This is a genomic window from Paenibacillus sp. EZ-K15 (assembly GCF_002573715.1).
Taxonomy (GTDB): domain Bacteria; phylum Bacillota; class Bacilli; order Paenibacillales; family Paenibacillaceae; genus Paenibacillus_AQ.
Genome location: NZ_PDHM01000007.1, coordinates 208,259 through 225,471, shown reverse-complemented (window position 1 = coordinate 225,471; position 17,213 = coordinate 208,259). Strand labels below are relative to the sequence as shown.

The window sequence follows — 17,213 nt, the reverse complement described above, 5'->3', positions numbered from 1 at the left end:
ACTCTCCAATAAAGTGTTTGACTTGCTCATTTCTTAACTGACGAGAATTTGTTCAATTCTCTATTTCACCGTTCCACCGAAGTGGTCCGTTTTACTCACTCGTTGTTCAGTTTTCAAAGATCAACTTCTTCGTTCGCCGCTAACAATTCATCTCGTTAGCAACTCTTATATCTTATCACATCCGCTCGATCATCGCAAGCCTTTTTTGAATTTATTTTTCAAATTCATTTTGGCTTGTTGTCTCAAGCGTTTGTTTCGACCGTATTTCTTGGCCGGAAATATAATATACCATGGGCGGAACTAGAATACAAGTCTTTTTTTAAAAGTTTTTTTCATAGAATTGCTCTCTATCTAATATAAAGACCACTGAATATAGTATAGGCTGTGACACCCCTACAATAAAACCCACATTCTTATCGGATATACACATGTGTTCGTAATGAGCAGATGTCAATTACAGTCCCATAATGAAATAGAAAAGAAACTGAACCCTTTTTCGCTCCTGCTCTTGATGACATGTCTACTCGATGACGGAACCTTTCTATAATAATATGACTAACTTAGCCCCCAGCTTCCCAAAATCCTGTTATCTTAGTAAACAGCCGTTCATGCATTTGTAGACATGAAAAAAGCGAAAGCTCCGGATAGATACCCGAAGCCCTCGCTTTATTTGTTCATTAGAATAGAATTCCGAAACTATTCGGCACCGAGGAAAGCGTACCGGATCAAGATGATCACAAACAGGATCCACATTAGCCAGTGCACCTTGGTGTCTGTACGTCCAGTCAGCTTGCCGAATACCGCAAGAACCACATAAGCAATGATACCAGCAGAAATACCGTTAGCGATACCGCCAGTGAAAGGCATCAGGATGATAGTCAAGAATGCCGGGAATGCCTGCATGAAATCATCCCAGTCGATATCCCGTACCTGGCTCATCATCAGTACACCGACAATGACAAGCGCTGGAGCGGTAGCAGCCGAAGGAACAACCAGAGCAATCGGAGCCAAGAACAATGCCAGAATAAAGAGTATGCCCGTAGTAACAGCAGTCAAGCCTGTACGTCCACCCTCTGCAACACCGGAGGTACTTTCTACGAAAGCAGTGATTGTACTTGTTCCAAGGAATGCGCCCGCGCTTACGCCGCCGGCATCCACGAGCATCGCTTTACCAAGCTTCTTCTCGCCTTCCTCTTTGTTCTTCAGGAGTCCCGCACGGCCTGCGGTACCAACCAATGTACCGAACGTATCGAACAGTTCCACGAATGTAAAGATGAAAATAACTTCTAGAAGACCCATGCCAAGTGCGCCCTTCAAGTCCATCTGACCGACGGCCAGATTATCAAATGAAGGAATCCAGCTTGCAGTACTCAGACCTGACAGATCGGTTACTCCCATTGGAATACCAATCAGCGTTGTCAGCACGATACCGATAAGCAAAGCGCCCTTCAATTTGAGAACCATCAGGATGGCGATCAGGAACAGCCCGATTATTGCAAGCAGCGTATCTTTGTTCTGAATGAAATTCCCAAGACCTAGATTGAAGGCACCGCCTGGTACCGGATGAGTAATATCCGTTCCTGGGTTAATGGAAGCCGTCACGATGTTGCCCAGCTTAAGACCAACGATGGTAATGAACAAGCCGATACCGACCGTAATGGCAATCTTTAAATTGTTTGGAACCGCAGTCAGCAACATTTGGCGGACTTTGGTAACCGTAAGAATAATGAAGACAATACCGGAGATGAATACTGCACCGAGTGCGGCCTGCCAAGTAATCGCTCCGTTCGAGCTTAATACAACTGTCATGAAATATGCGTTCAAACCCATACCTGGTGCCAACGCAACCGGAATGTTAACGAAGAAGCCCATCGCCATCGTCACAAGGCCGGCACCTACTGCAGTAGCGAAAAATACGCCTTCCTGCGGAATACCTGCGCCATCAGGACCCAGGAACAGATTGTTGACCAGCAGGATGTAAGCCATGGTCATAAATGTCGTCAAGCCTGCGATAATCTCGGTTCTTACATTTGTTCCGTGTTCCTTTAGTTTAAAGAAACGCTCCATTGTAGAGATATCCCCCTTAAAATTAATGACCGGCAACATACAAAAAGACCCTAAGGATAAATCCCCAGGGCCGTCGCTTGAAAAAAGAGCCGCAAAACAATCTTTCGCATGCTGCCGGGCAGCATCCTTATCGAACAACCGGCTGCTGCTTTATGGAGCGCCGCTCCATAAACAGGCCGATATCTCGAATGCTGGACGAGTCCGCATCATTATATTGCCGCTCTTCTTTTCGTAGCGAGATCATTACGGTGACCTGTAGAGACTCCCGGGCCCATTCCCAGGATTATACGAAAAAGCTCGTTATTTGTAGTTGTCATGTCAGTTTCTACACATATTCTAGGACGAGAAGCCCAACCTTGTCAATAACAAAAGCGAATATTATGCTTGTAAATTTAAAGAAATGTTCGGAAATTGATACTCCGCCACCTATTGATTCTAGGACAACTGAACTACATACGACAAAATACATCATGGAATAATGCGCACATGATCACAGAAATCCGTTCGGGAGGTGTTTCATCGATGGTAGCAGAAGCGGTCGAAACCGAATTGTTTCCCACGCAGGGGGAAATTGGGATCGTGTGCTCCTTAGGAGAAACTTATTGCTATTTTACCGACGGCATGGTGGGTCTCACTTAATGCGTGGGCATCGTAGAGCCCTTTTTGCGAAAAAGGAAACGTAGCTCCCACTACTGATCTTACTTTTTTTTGCTCCAACAGGTTGGCTATTTCCTGAAGCTGCTGACCATTGGGATCCAGCCATATATTTTTGGCGGTTACGTCGTATTCTCTTACCAGCTCCTCATCAAAATCGCTGACAATCGATATGATTCGCCCGGTGTGTTTTTTCAACACTTTAAAGCTGTTCTTCTGAACGTCACCGCCCATCGTATCGAACACAACATCCACGTCCGATAATACATCTTGAAATGGGGTCGTGCGATAGTCAATTATCTGATCAGCTCCGAGTGAGGCCAGCAGTTCATGATTACGCTCACTGGCGGTCGTAATAACGTAGGCTCCCGCTTGTTTGGCAAACTGGATAGCGAACATCCCAACACCGCCTGCACCTGCGTGGATCAATACCTTCTCTCCTTTGGTCAGTTCACCATGTGTAAAAAGCGCCTGCCAAGCAGTCAGCCCTGCGAGCGGAACGGATGCGGCTTCCTCCCATGACATAGCAGGAGGCTTACGCGCCAGCAGATGATCATCCACCAAAGTATATTCGGCATAAGTGCCAAAATGAGTCGTTTCCGGACGGGCAAACACTTCGTCTCCCACTTTCCAATCCGTTACCTCGTGCCCAATTCCTGAGATTGTCCCGGCAACATCCCAACCTAAAATAATCGGAAACTCCCAATCCATCATTTGTTTTAAATAGCCTTCACGGAGCTTCCAGTCAATTGGATTTATCGAGGTGGCGGCCACCTTAACTAAGACCTGATGCGCTTGTGGTGTAGGGGTAGGTACTTCTCTTTCCTGTAGTTCCTCCTTGCCCCCGTAACGATCGATGACGATAGCTTTCATTATTTTCCCTCCTCGGTCTTGGTTCAACTTCCTTTTAGGACTTTGTTCAACCTCCTAAACGCTCGCACCTAACTTTTGCACCTTAACGTATTATTGATCTTATTACACAAAAGATGCATACAATAAAACCATGGGCATCTATCCGTCCATTGATTACAGGAAAAAGTTCGTGTGGTAAAACCACACATAAAAAAGCCTTCAATCCCACAGATGTGGATTGAAGGCTTTTGTTTTAGTACAGCAGTATAAAAACTACTCCCACTCGATCGTTGCTGGCGGTTTGGACGTCACGTCATACACGATACGGTTGACGTTCTCGACTTCGTTCACGATACGGACGGAGATCTTCTCAAGAATATCCCATGGGATTCGGGCCCAGTCCGCTGTCATGCCGTCAATGGAGGTTACGGCACGGATGCCTACGGTGTAGGAATACGTACGTGCATCACCCATTACGCCGACACTCTTCATGTTCGGAAGCGCCGTGAAATACTGCCAGATCTCGCGATCCAGTCCCGCTTTCGCGATTTCTTCGCGCAGGATGTAGTCGGAATCACGAACGATTTGCAGCTTGTCCTCCGTTACTTCACCCAATACGCGAATCGCAAGACCCGGACCAGGGAAAGGTTGACGGTGAACGATCTCATCCGGCAAACCAAGCTCCTCGCCGACTTTACGAACCTCATCCTTAAAGAGAGCTTTCAGCGGCTCGATCAGCGTGAATTTCATGTCTTCAGGCAGACCGCCGACATTGTGGTGGGATTTGATCGTATGTGCCGTGTCCGTACCGCTCTCCACGATATCGGTATACAGCGTGCCTTGAGCCAAGAATGCAAAATCATCAAACTTGCTGGACTCCTCATCGAATACGTAGATGAACTCGTTGCCGATGATTTTCCGTTTTTTCTCCGGATCGTCTACGCCTCTCAGCTTGGACAAAAAGCGTTCCTGAGCGTCAATCTTAACGACCTTCATATCAAACTTGCCGACGAAGGTTTCCATAACGCTCTCAGCCTCGCCCTTGCGCAGCAGTCCATGATCGATGAACATGCATGTCAGCTGATCGCCGATTGCCTTGTGAATCAACATGGCCACAACGGAGGAATCAACGCCGCCGCTCAGAGCGCACAGCACTTTTTGCTCGCCGACAACTTCGCGGATTTCGCGAACCTGGTCCTCGATAAAAGTCTCCATGCTCCAGTTGCCTTCACAACCACACACTTCGTACAAGAAATTCTTGATCATTTCGTTACCATGGACGGAGTGACGAACTTCCGGATGGAACTGCACGCCATACAGCTTCTTATCCTCGTTACTCATCGCAGCGATCGGAGCGGATTCCGTTCCTGCATCCAGCTTAAAGCCGGTAGGCAGCGATACCACGTGATCACCATGACTCATCCATACGGTTTGTTTTTGCTCAATCCCTTTGACAAGCGTCGAGTTCGGAGCAAATTCCAATTCGGCTTTACCGTATTCGCGCTTCGAAGCACGTTCTACTTTTCCGTCCAACTGTTGAGCCATCAGCTGCATGCCGTAGCAAATGCCGAAAATCGGCAGTCCCAGATCATAGATGGCCGGGTCCACATGCGGTGCATTCTCGGAATACACGCTGGAAGGACCTCCTGAGAAAACAATGCCGCGCGGGGAAAGTTCTTTGATTTTCTCAGCGGGCGTGTTGTATGGCAGAAGCTCACTATAAACGCCAAGATCGCGAATGCGTCGTGCTATAAGTTGGTTGTACTGTCCACCGAAGTCCAAAACGACGATGATTTCATTAGGCTTATTCATTACCGGGCCTCCCTTGATTAATGAAATTAATTATACGCAACCCGAATTCATACCGTCAAGAAAGAGGGCCTTTTGTTTTCATGCCAGTTTTTTGACAATTCGAATACATTGGCGTAAAAAGAGTACTTTTTCGGTACGGGACCACGGTTTATCATGGTATGCCGCCCGCTCCCAGCGCTGCGCAAACTGCTCCAGCTCCGCCCTGAATTCGACATCGGCAATCGACAAAGCATTGACGTATTGACGCATGGTCTGCCCTCTTTCCACATCTCCAAATCTTCGCTGGAGCTTGTCCCAAACCCACACCGAGGCCGATACGAGCCCCTCCCGCCTGCTTAACGCTATCGTTCTGGCCATCCTCATGAAGGCCAAGCTTTGGCGAACGGTCGGCATTTGATAAACAACTGCCACAAGGATGGGAAGAGCCAATAGAAGAACGCCCCCAAACATCACAGGACCGATTGCGGCTATCAGAAAGAGTACTTTAACGACGCCGTAAAGCATGGAATTCCACATGCTGTTCCAGTACTTAAGCCCGGCAGAACCGGAATCACCGGCAATCGGAGGTGTGGACATCTGCTCGATGCCAAAGCCTGGGGTCGGATCAAACATCACCCAGCCTTGTCCCGGAAAAAAAACCTCAACCCATGCATGCGCATTCTTTTGGGCCACCTCATAACGATCAACCGTACCTGCTACCCGCTCACCCGGTGCAAACCCGGTCACGTAGCGTGCGGGGATGCCTTCGGATCGGAGCAGGACGGTCATTGTCGTAGCAAAATGTACGCAGTACCCTTCCTTCGTATCAAACAAAAAGTGATCCGTAAAATCCCGGCCCTTCGGTGGCACGGATGTTTGCAGCGTATACGTATAGTTCTGCTCCAAATAGGATTCGATAGCTTTCGCCTTTTCATACCTGTTCACAGCGTCCAATGTGATCTTCTGCGCTAAATCCCTCACCCTCAGGGGCAGCTCCTCAGGAAGCTGCAGGTACATCTCCTTCATATATTCGGGATCGTTGTCATTAGCCCTGCGGAGCGATTGCTCCTCCGGCTGTCTATATAGAGTTTCTATGGTATAACCGGATACCGCCCTCTCACCTTGCAAGGATACCGTTTCGGACAGCCTGTCAACGGCAAGCCTCGGTGTACCTCTCTCTTTGGAGAAATGCATCTCCTTTACGCGGGTAATAATACCTCCGGACAGTAAAAATTGGACGGGGGTATCTTGTTCAAAAGTCAGCGACTGAACGATCGTCTCTCCAGAAGGACGCTCCCAATACGGCAGGATGCCGCTCAGATCTTCGGATAGTTTGACGGGCTTGCGGATGGAAGGATCTGCATCCCACTTCCGGCCGTCATACCGAGTATACGTCTCTCCCCGCCAATAAGTCGGTTCAGGCGATTGCGCGGTAAAATACATCGCATCGCTCAGCGTCAGCGGACCTCCCAGATCTTTTCCCTGGGAAGTGTATCCGGCAACCTGAGAGGCAGGAATCGACGGTTCCGCGTTTCCCCGGAGCCTGTCCCCCCATCCCGTCAGACGTTCCGCTAATTCGGATACCGTTAATCCCACACCTGCCGAAGGCTCGCTAAAAGCTCCTCCCACTCGGGTCATTCCGGCGATTAGACAGGAAGCAAGCACCACCACCATACTCCAGCGAAGCACAGGCAGCCCGGACAAGCGGCCGGATCGAACAGGCTCAGGAATGTCCGCTCCCCTATGGGTTCCCTCAACGGTTTCCTGCTTCAGCTTAAGAATCAGCATCATGCCCTGGGCCAGCAAAATATACAATACAGCTCGCAGCATATCACGGTATATGCTCTCCTCCATGGCGGATTCGAGCACCGCCAAATAAACCAGCGTCGAACCGCCAAACAACCACACGGTTCGGCGATACAAAGCCAGCATATGGACCGCGGACACCATGATAGCCCAGCCGACAAGCAGGATGATCGTTCTCGTCTCCTGGCTTAAGGCAGTAAACTCCCACGCATTTCCGAATATCGAAACGTCACCCGGAAGTATAGCCGAAGAATAATCGGATAACCATGCCAGCGGATCACTATATTCAAACAATCGGGCACACAGCCAGACCACCAGAACGGCGTTCAGCGGCAGCCATACCCAGCCCCGCAGCGTAAACAATCCTTGAAGCAGCAAGAATAAAGCCCAGATGAATAAGGTTTCCAGCATAAGATGGCCGCCCATATCCCCTGCATCTCGAAGCGGCAATAGCCACTCTGACAGCAGTCCCATAACCGGCAGCGTAATCAATATGCGATGAAGAAGCGTTCCGTGCGACAATCGGGAGACGAAAATATGGGGCACACTAAAGGCTCCGGAAAAACCGGTCTTCCGATAGCCTCCATCCCTAACGGGCGAGCTTCCCGGTTCGATCATGGCCGACACCTCCTATCTGCATTGGCTTCCCTTCTGTCGGCTGTTCATGCAAATAAACCAGTCTCCCGCCTTTGCTGAAAAACTCTCGTGCCCACTCCGGCTGCGCCTGATTCTCCATTGGACTATTTGGACTAACCCATGAGCTTGAATTCCCGGCCAGTTTCAAGCGATTTACACTTTGCGTACAGAAGATGGTAACCTTTCTGCTTCCTGCATTCAGCAGGTTGACCGCTGCAACAGCCGCTCCCTGATGAAAAACGCCTGTGATAATCGCCCAATCTGTATTCTTTTGTGAGGAAGAAAGAGACTTCTCGAAACTTCGGTTCCATATAGGATCCTTCCCGGTTAGCTGAACGGAGGCAAACGGTACTAACGTATCCTGGTGCGCCTTGAACACACCCTTGTATTCGATCCGCCGATCCTCCATCCCATCCTCATCCATACATAGTTGATAGGGAACTTTGTAGCGGATGAGCTGGGATACAAATCCTGCTGCAGCAGATACCGCGTCTTCAAATGCATCCTCCGGTTTCAAGGCACCAAGACCTGCATACCCTTGGAGCGATGTATCCAGTACAACTCCCTGCCTTGATCCATAGCCCTCATGCGGCATGAAGGATTGCAGGCGTCCGAGCTTCGCGGAATTCTTCCAATGAATCCGGTTCATAGGATCACCGGGAACATAGTCGCGCACACCCGATCCTCTCATTTCATTCCAAACCTTGAAGCGAACCCGTTCATCTTCCAGGTCCATATCGCTTCCATGCATGGGCACCTGGGCCTCCGGCCACGCGGCCGGCCTTGGCAGCACGATCATGCCACCCGTATCGCTTTGGACACTCCGGCTTATCCTAAACCAGCCGAACATATCGCCCCATTCCACCTCGCTATAGATCGAAGACCAGACTCCACGGGGAACCTGGTTCAGTCTGTAGGTATACTCGAGCCTTCGCTTCATGCCCGGGAACAGCAGCTTGCGATACTCCCTGCTGCCGATCCGGTCGGTTATGATAAGCCATGGCACGGGCAGAAGGGAACGATAGGTTACTTGAACCGTCATCTGAGCAGAATCACCCGCCTGTATGCACAAAGGAGAGCTTGTATGCGATATGGTGATTCGGGTTGGGCCCAGCAATCTCGTCAAAGCCCCGCCAAGCAATAGAATCGTGGATGCCCACCATACAAGCCGCAGCGATTCCCCGCCTAACCAAACATAAAGGCCCAACGAAACGGACCAGATGGCCACTCCTCTCGACCATTCCAGCAGACGGCGTCTCATGACGGATTTCCCTTACGACTTCGCTGGCGCGGCAGATCAAACCTCGTAATGATGGACTCCACCATTTCATAAGGAGTTACACCGGCAGCGCGTGCCTCATGAGACAGATGAATCCGGTGGGTCAGCACCGGTACGGCAACACGCAGGCAGTCATCCGGAATGACATACATTCGTCCTGTCAGAAACGCAGTCGCCTGTGAAGCGCGAAGCCACGCCAATGTCCCTCTCGGGCTAATCCCCAGGGTCACGCCCTGCTGTTTTCGGGAAGCATCGGCCACACTGACCATGTAACGTTTTATGGTGTCATCCACAAATACACGGGAAACCATCTGCTGCATCCGGATGAGCTCAGATCCCATCATAAGGGGCTTCAGATCGTCCAGTCTGGAACTGCCCATCCCCCGCTCCAGCAGCTCCAATTCGCCTTCTATATTGGGATATCCCAGCGATAATCTCATCAAAAAGCGGTCCAGCTGCGCCTCCGGCAGACGGCTTGTCCCTTCATATTCATAGGGATTTTGCGTTGCCAGCAGGAAGAAGGGGGCTGGCAGCGGATACGTATGGCCGTCCACGGTGACGCGCCCCTCTTCCATCGCCTCCAGCAGCGCGGATTGTGCCCGCGGCGATGCCCGGTTAATTTCATCGGCCAGCACAATATTGGACATCACGGGTCCGGGCCTAAATACGAATTCCCCCGTATGCGGATAATAGACCGATGCCCCAGTAATGTCGCCTGGCATCAAATCATACGTAAACTGAATGCGGCTGAAATCACAGCCAATTAACGCAGCCACCGACTTCACCAGCATGGTCTTCCCGACTCCCGGCACATCCTCCAGCAGCACATGTCCTCCGGCCAGTAAGGCCATCATCGTTAACGAGATTTGCTCCTCATGTCCGACAATGACACTCCCGATCCGTTTGGTAACCCTCTCCAAAAGCTCAGGTGCCCACTCCGGATGATTTGCTTCTTCAGCATGAACGGATGAACTAAACAAGAACATCAACCTCCAACCTATATTCATAGACTATTAGATAGCGGTAACTTGGAATCTTGAATCTATGAATAGGTTTTCCAAGAAAGCAAGAAGATAGACGTCATTTGCTAGAAAAGGATTGGTCTTTCCTCCATGATTTATAGCGTACGGTCCACCTAGCCTGATCGGCATCTACACGAAAAAGGCCAGCCCGTTGCTCACGGCTGGCCTCCAATTCATTCTACTTACATGCTGACTTTCATCGTTCACGTCCGATCATCATATTAACGATTCACAGCCTTAATCATTCCAATTCAAAATCCGGTCAAGGATAATCCAGTGACCCCTATCTACAGAACACAAATAACCCGTAAGCGGGTTCCTCATACAAGAAACCCCGCTTACGGGCTGCTTAAGCCCTCTTATCCCTTAATCCCGGATAAAGTAACGCCTTCAATAATATATTTCTGGCCGATGATATACACGATGAGGACCGGGATCAGCGCAATGGATGCTCCGGCCATCATGAGCGTCCAATCCGTTGAATACATGCCCCGGTACAAATTCAGCATCATCGGAACGGTAAACTTATCTGTACTGCTGAGAAAGATCAACGGGTTAAAGAAGTTGTTCCACATCCCGAGGAAGGTGAAAATCCCGAGTGCCGATAAAGCCGGTTTGATTAAAGGCAGCATAATCCGGGTGTATATCGTCCAGCGGTTCGCGCCGTCCACGATGGCCGCCTCCTCCATTTCCTTCGGAATGCCTCTGAAGAATTGCCGGAGCAGAAACACCCCGAAGGCGTTGAGAAGTGCCGAAGGAACGATAATCGCCAGATGCGTATCCAGCCATCCGATATTTTTCATGATCAGATAGAGCGGAATGATGGTCACTTGTCCCGGCACCATCATGGTAGCCAGAAACAGAATGAACAGCGGCTCCCGGAACGGGAACGTGATTTTGGCAAACGCATAGGCCGCCATGGAACAGGTAATCAGCTGTGAAACCACGACGATCATATTGATGTAGAAGCTGTTAAAATACGCGCGCCCGAAAGGCAGCGCCGTCAGCGAATCCTTGTAATTGGACCAGATGAACGGGTCCGGAATCCATTTGGGCGGCACGACGAATACTTGCGACAAATCCTTGAGCGAGCTGAGCACCATCCAGACAAACGGCAAGGCCATCATGCACGCGCCTATGATCAGCACGATATGCAGCACTACGGTGGACATCCTCAATCCCCGATGTATCATTCATTTTCCCTCCTTCCTAAAGGTTCGACCGTCAGTCTTCGTAATGCACCCACCGCTTGGACATCCTCATCTGGAACAAGGTGAGCGACAGGATCATCACGAACAGGATGACCGCCGACGCCGTGCTCTTGCCAAAGGTAAAGTCCGCGAAGGCCGTCTCATAGATGTGATAGACAAGCGTATAGCTGGCCTTCGCCGGTCCGCCGGAGGTCATGACAAACGACTGGTCAAACACCTGGAAGGAACCGATAATGGACATGATCGTTACGAAAAAGGTCGTCGGGGACAGCAGCGGAATCGTAATATGGATCAGTTGCTGCCATTTGCCGGCACCGTCAATCTCGGCCGCCTCGTAATAACTTCTCGATATGCCCTGAAGCCCGGCAAGGAACAGCACCATATTGCCACCCAGCCCCATCCAGACGCTCAGCAGGGCAATCGAAGGCATCACGTACCTGGAATCCGTCAGCCAGGAGGGGCCCGTTATCCCGAACCACTGCTGCAGGTACATGTTAATTAGGCCGAAGTCGGCGTTGAACAGCCACATAAACACGACGGCGACGGCAACGGACATCGTAATGTTCGGCATGAAGTAGATCAGCCGGTACAGAATCTTCCCGCGAACCCGGTTTAAGCCTACCGCCACCAGCATGGCCAGAACGATGCCTGTCGGTACCGAAAGAATCGTGTAATACACCGTGTTCACCAGTGCGATGTGGAACTCCTCATCCTGAAGCTGGGACACGAAATTTTGGAGACCGATAAACTTCTTGGCTCCCATGCCGTCCCAGTTCATCATGCTGATGACAAAAGCCGAGATGAGCGGGACCAATGAAAAAGCGATCAAGCCGATCATCTGGGGAAAGATAAAAAAGTAGCCCCATAAACCGTCGGACGTCTTGCTCTTCAAGGTCGTTCTCCTCTCCGGAAACCGCTCCGGAGAAGGAGCGGCGCCGGAGCTTCCTGCAGGCTGCGTGTTCATTTCATCTCACCGTTCCTCCCCAGAGCTGGATCAATTCTTGCCGCTCTTGTAATCTTGAATTTTCTTGTTGGCCATATCCTGAATGTCCTTCATCGAGCTTTCAAGATCCTGATCTTTCAGCCACAGTGCCTCGAACTTGGACGTAATATCCTGGCTAAGCCCGGGAATGCCGGCCTCGAACGGAGTCAGGGAGTACCCGATCTCACGCGCGTCCAGGAATAACTGGGCATGCTCCGGCAGATTCCCTTCCAGCACCACCTCATCCGTTCCCTGTACCGACGGGACAGCATTGCCGCCGCCCTGCAGGCGAAAGCGTTGACCCTCTTTACTCACGTACTCGGAGAAGAAGGTGTATGCCGCTTCCTTATTCTTCGATGCCTTGTTCATCACCATGTATGCGGTCGGGATACCGGCCGGCTCGATCTTATTGCCGGTATTGGTTGGCCATGTGACCACGTCATATTCAAGTCCTTGATTCTTCTTGAACAGCGGCAAGTACCAGCGGCCTGCAGCAACGAATCCAACTTGGTTGGACATAAACATGGCATCCCCGCCCTGCCCTTTGGGAAGCGTGCCGGAGAAGGTGATGTTTTTGGATTTCACGTTGTCGTACAGGAAGCGGAACGCCTCCATTGCCTTCGGATCCGAAGCCGCCACGAAGTTCCCTTCGTCGTCATACACCCGGCCGCCGTTGGAAGTAACCCAGCTGTGGTAGCTGTTCCAGGAGTTATCCAGCACGTAGCCGTACTTTTTGCTGTCCCGGATCTTGTCCGACATTTCCTTGAATTTGTCCCAGGTCCACTGTCCGCTCGCCTGAAGATCGGCCGGCATCTCGGTGATCCCTGCTTCCTTCAGCACCTTCTTGTTGTACCACAGCACCATCGGGTTACAGTCCACCGGTACCCCGAAGGTCTGATCATCCCGCACGGCTGCGCCCCACAAGCCTTCGAAATAATCCTCTTTCTTGATCACGCTTTCCGCTGCTTCCATATACGGCGTCAAATTCTCAATGCTATGATTCTCGATCAGTTTCACGACCAGGGCGTCCCCTGCATAGAAGATATCCGGGGCCGTCCCACCTGTTAATTGGGTTAATATTTTCTGATCATACTCGCCCGGAATCGGAATAAATTCGACCTCAATGTCCGAGTGATTCTTATTAAAGTCCTTCGTGAGCTCCTGAAAGCGGCTAAGCTCGCCGGGATTTCCCCAGGTCGCCCATTTAATCTTGACCTTCTCGCCGCTTCCGGGCTCCCCGCCTTCTGATGTTCCGCCGCCTCCACACGCTTGGAGTATGGATGATAGTAGAAGAATGATTGCAAGCAATGACCCTCTCACCTGTTTCCTTGTCATTTCATTTCCTCCATTCAAACCAGATTTGGACTCGCTGGCAAGCTCTTGTAAACGCTTTAATTATAAAATTTTGGCAAAAAGCTTTTGAACGGATTATGTTCCGAAAAAGTGGATTCTTTTCCGATCCTAAGAAATTCCCATTATTTTCGATGCTGTCCCTGGTACTCAGCAGGCGTCATGCCTACCAACTTCTTGAACAGCTTGCTAAAGTATTTCACGTCATTAAATCCGGAACGATCCGCCACTTCATACACTCGTAGCGATGTGGTGGAAAGCAGCTCCTTGGCCCGTTTCAGCCGCAGATCAATCACATAGTCAATGAAGTTGTGCCCCGTGACGCGCTTAAACAATTCGCTAAAATAGTTGCGGCTTACGGCCACCTCGTCCGCCACCTCCTGCAGGGAGATCGGCTCGGTGAAGTGCGCCTTAATATATTGGACGGCCTGCAGCACGATTCGCTCATGCAGCGTGGATTCCGGTACGGGGTGACGCATGGCTTCCTCCCGCAAAGTATGGAAGCCTTGGAGCACCAGCTCTTTCACTTCCTCTACCGAGCGAAGCTTGCCCACTTCCCCGATCTGCGGAAACGGCGGGCAGCCGGGAAGATGAAACATAGCGAGCAAGCTCAGAAGCTCCTCTGCTTCCCGGAGGACTGCCCGTTTCTTCATCCTTCCGGGCTGCCAGCGCAGCATAATGGACTGCAGACGCTCTTCGCTGATATCCATGTTCCCGACGGTCAGTGCGGCTCTTAGGGCATGCAACTCGGCGGCCGGCCTCTTCTGAGCCGAATCGGCCTCGGTCAGAGGGAGCTCCTCTGCCCGAAGAATCTGTTGATCTTTATGAAAGAAGAGGCCTTCCAGGCTCTCGCTAGCTTCTCGAAACGCTTCTTGCAGCTTATCCATGCCGTTATATCTCCTGCTGAGCCCCATCGCGCACCGGATCGGCAGACGGATGGCCGCTTCGTGCTCTGAAGCTGGCAGCCTTCCTGCATGCCGTAGGGGCACGTAGACTGCGATCCGATCCGTCTCCAGCCGAGCTGCCAGCGCCTCCGGCACCTGGTCATATAACTGTCCCATTAATCGCTCGATCTCGTCATGCCAATCCTTGTGCTGAACCCCGGCCGCGCCAGCCCCTGGATCAGAATTAAGCTGGAGCACGGCCAGCAGATAAGGACCGTTATGGTTCCATGCTTCCAGCTCTGCGAGCGCACCGGGCTCACCGGACAGCGCCTGAAAGAGGACTTTTTCCGCGGCCTTCTTCTGATTCAGACGCTGCTGCTGCTCATGCTCGGTCAAAATCCGCTGCATCTGCTTCTCCTCTTCCAGCTTCGAACGCATGTGATTAAGCACAGCACCCAAAGAGTCCGCATCCAGCGTCGGCTTGAGAATATAATCCGATGCGCCAAGCCTGATGCCTTCGCGCACGAACTCGAAATCGCTATGACAGCTGAGCAGCAGCACCTTCACCCAAGGACAAAGCTCCCTTGTCCGGCGGGTCAGCTCCAAACCATCCATGACCGGCATCGCGATATCCGTGATCAGAATGTCTAGATCCCCGTTCAGAATCCATTTCATGGCCCGTTGTCCATTGGAGGCCTCGCCCACAAGCCGGTAACCATATTTCTCCCAATCGAAGGTCGATCGAAGTCCTGTACGTGCGATCGCTTCGTCATCCACGAGCAGCACTCTGTACATAATCGTCACCCCTTTGCCTCGCAAATGTTATCGTGACCCGCGTTCCTCCGCCTTCCGGGCTTTCTACCCATACCCCGTAGCGACTGCCGTAATACAACTGGACCGTTTGGTGAACATGACGCAGCCCGATGTGGGTCATGCCTTGCTTGGAGTGATCCTGCTCATACGACAGCAGTGCCGCTATTCGTTCGGGCTTGATGCCGATTCCATTGTCCTCGATCCGAACCATGACATCCTGCTGGTGCGATGTTATGCGAATCGTGATAACGCCAGGATCATCAAGCGGGGCGATCCCATGAAAGATCGCATTCTCCACGATCGGCTGCAGCAGCATCCGGGGAACATAGAGATCCTCCATTTGCTCGAGGCAGTCGATCCTCAGCTCAATTTGATGGTCGTATCGGTAATTCTGGATGATCATATATTTCCGAAGCAGCTCCAGTTCATCTCCAAGGCGTATGAACACCCCATTTCGCTCCAGGCTCCCCTCCAGCAGGTGAACAAGGGCCGTAACCGATCGATCCACGTCATTCGTCCGGTTCAGCTTGGCCATCCAGCGGATCGAGTTCAGCGTATTGTAGAGAAAATGAGGGTTGATCTGATACCGCAGCGCGCGGATTTCCGCCTTTTTTTTCTCGGATTCCTCCGCGGCGATTCGCCGGATCAGCAGATCGATCTGCTCAATCATTTTGTTGAAGCTTCTGCCCAGCTGACCGATTTCACTGGGACCCACATTCTTGCTGCGGACCGATAAATCGCCTGCTTCGCTTCTGCGCATCAAGCGGCTTAAATGAACGAGCGGATTGCCGATCCTCCGCGTCATGAAATAACCGATCCCGATCGCTGCCAGAATCGATCCGAATACAATCCAGACCGTGAAACTCCGGATGCTGGCGGAATCGGCCGTCAATTCCTTAAGCGGCACCATGCCCACCACATGCCAGCCGTTGTTCAGGCGCGAAGGGATCATCAGCGTTTTGTTGTTGTTCAGGTTGTATTCCGTCAAACCCGAGGGCAGCTTGATCCGGGACGGCTTCCCGTACATGGAAGGATCGGGATGGTAAAAGTAACGATTCTCGTCATTGGCCACGTACATATACCCCGTGTCGCCGAATTGGACATGGTTTAATTCATCAATCAGGGCATCCCCCATAATCTCGATGAACATCACCCCGACGATCTCCCCCGTATCCCAGCTCCGGATTGCCCGGCCCAGCCCAAACACGGGAAATCCCATTCCCGTTTGCTTCAGGTAGGAGGTATCCGACAAGCCGAACCATACCGCCTGCCCGTTAGCCTCGAGTATCGCTCGATACCAAGGAGAATCCCACTGGTCCGGGATGGACATCAAAGAATCGGCGCTCAGGACCGAATTGTTCCGCTGCACGTCAAACACGTACACGTCCAATATCTCCGGCGAATTAATCATGATGGAGGTCAACAGATCCTTTCCCTCCTTCACCTTCAACGTCAGGTCGTATTTACTGATATCCTGATCCTCGAGGATGCCATGAACCACTTTGCTGTTCAGCACCATCATCGAGGAGTCATCCAGTTTCTTGAAGAACATATTCAGCTTGTCACTAACTTGGGTGATGGTGAGGGAAGCCACTTTACTGACCTGCTCCTCCACGATTGAGGCTGACTTGTGATACGACAGGAAACCCATGATGAGAACCGGGAGTGTGGTGCCGATGAAAAAAAACAAAAAAAGTTGAATGACAATGGAATGAAGACGTTGATATCCCCGCATACATGCTCCCTCCGTTTCATAAAATGAAAACTGCGAACCTTTTACGATAGCGCTTACATAACTGTTTAACCTTCTTTCTTCTTCCTTTTGGACTTTCACCTTTCAGTCTCTCCCTTACCTCCTTCTCTAAC

Annotated in this window: 11 protein-coding genes and 1 riboswitch; all 11 genes read right to left on the bottom strand. The window is 51.1% G+C overall.

What is annotated here, in order from left to right:
• Positions 1 to 696 precede the first annotated feature (696 nt).
• The 11 genes from CRG97_RS04630 to CRG97_RS04580 all read right to left on the bottom strand — a co-directional run bounded on the left by CRG97_RS04630 (position 697) and on the right by CRG97_RS04580 (position 17,082).
• Positions 697 to 2,067: an NCS2 family permease gene (locus CRG97_RS04630; RefSeq protein ID WP_098741967.1), complete on the bottom strand. Its 1,371-nt coding sequence runs from the start codon at positions 2,065 to 2,067 to the stop codon at positions 697 to 699.
• Positions 2,068 to 2,279: 212 nt separating this feature from the next.
• Positions 2,280 to 2,378, bottom strand: a riboswitch (purine riboswitch).
• Between the two features lie 277 nt (positions 2,379 to 2,655).
• Positions 2,656 to 3,594 carry an NADP-dependent oxidoreductase gene (locus CRG97_RS04625; protein ID WP_098741966.1) on the bottom strand — a complete coding sequence of 313 codons (939 nt, stop codon included), beginning with the start codon at positions 3,592 to 3,594 and terminating at the stop codon, positions 2,656 to 2,658.
• Between the two features lie 252 nt (positions 3,595 to 3,846).
• A complete protein-coding gene (gene guaA, locus CRG97_RS04620) occupies positions 3,847 to 5,385 on the bottom strand; it encodes a glutamine-hydrolyzing GMP synthase (protein WP_098741965.1) in 1,539 nt (512 codons plus the stop codon).
• 78 nt (positions 5,386 to 5,463) lie between these two features.
• On the bottom strand, positions 5,464 to 7,788 hold the full coding sequence (locus tag CRG97_RS04615; protein ID WP_098741964.1) for a transglutaminase TgpA family protein: 2,325 nt from the start codon (positions 7,786 to 7,788) through the stop codon (positions 5,464 to 5,466).
• Complete coding sequence (locus CRG97_RS04610; protein WP_098741963.1) at positions 7,760 to 9,067, bottom strand: DUF58 domain-containing protein; 1,308 nt, start codon at positions 9,065 to 9,067, stop codon at positions 7,760 to 7,762. Before CRG97_RS04610 ends, CRG97_RS04615 begins: the two co-directional genes overlap by 29 nt.
• Positions 9,064 to 10,071: an AAA family ATPase gene (locus tag CRG97_RS04605; RefSeq protein WP_098741962.1), complete on the bottom strand. Its 1,008-nt coding sequence runs from the start codon at positions 10,069 to 10,071 to the stop codon at positions 9,064 to 9,066. The genes CRG97_RS04610 and CRG97_RS04605 overlap by 4 nt, the downstream gene beginning before the upstream one ends.
• Positions 10,072 to 10,466: 395 nt before the next feature.
• Positions 10,467 to 11,300 (bottom strand): carbohydrate ABC transporter permease, encoded by an 834-nt coding sequence (locus CRG97_RS04600; RefSeq protein ID WP_076325872.1) that lies wholly within the window; start codon positions 11,298 to 11,300, stop codon positions 10,467 to 10,469.
• Between the two features lie 31 nt (positions 11,301 to 11,331).
• The gene (locus tag CRG97_RS04595; protein ID WP_202618868.1) at positions 11,332 to 12,282 is read right to left on the bottom strand and encodes a carbohydrate ABC transporter permease; all 951 of its coding nucleotides are present in this window, start codon (positions 12,280 to 12,282) and stop codon (positions 11,332 to 11,334) included.
• 30 nt (positions 12,283 to 12,312) lie between these two features.
• Complete coding sequence (locus CRG97_RS04590; RefSeq protein ID WP_098741961.1) at positions 12,313 to 13,635, bottom strand: ABC transporter substrate-binding protein; 1,323 nt, start codon at positions 13,633 to 13,635, stop codon at positions 12,313 to 12,315.
• Between the two features lie 140 nt (positions 13,636 to 13,775).
• Positions 13,776 to 15,329 carry a response regulator transcription factor gene (locus tag CRG97_RS04585; protein ID WP_098741960.1) on the bottom strand — a complete coding sequence of 518 codons (1,554 nt, stop codon included), beginning with the start codon at positions 15,327 to 15,329 and terminating at the stop codon, positions 13,776 to 13,778.
• Positions 15,304 to 17,082: a sensor histidine kinase gene (locus tag CRG97_RS04580; protein WP_098741977.1), complete on the bottom strand. Its 1,779-nt coding sequence runs from the start codon at positions 17,080 to 17,082 to the stop codon at positions 15,304 to 15,306. Before CRG97_RS04580 ends, CRG97_RS04585 begins: the two co-directional genes overlap by 26 nt.
• Positions 17,083 to 17,213: the final 131 nt, after the last annotated feature.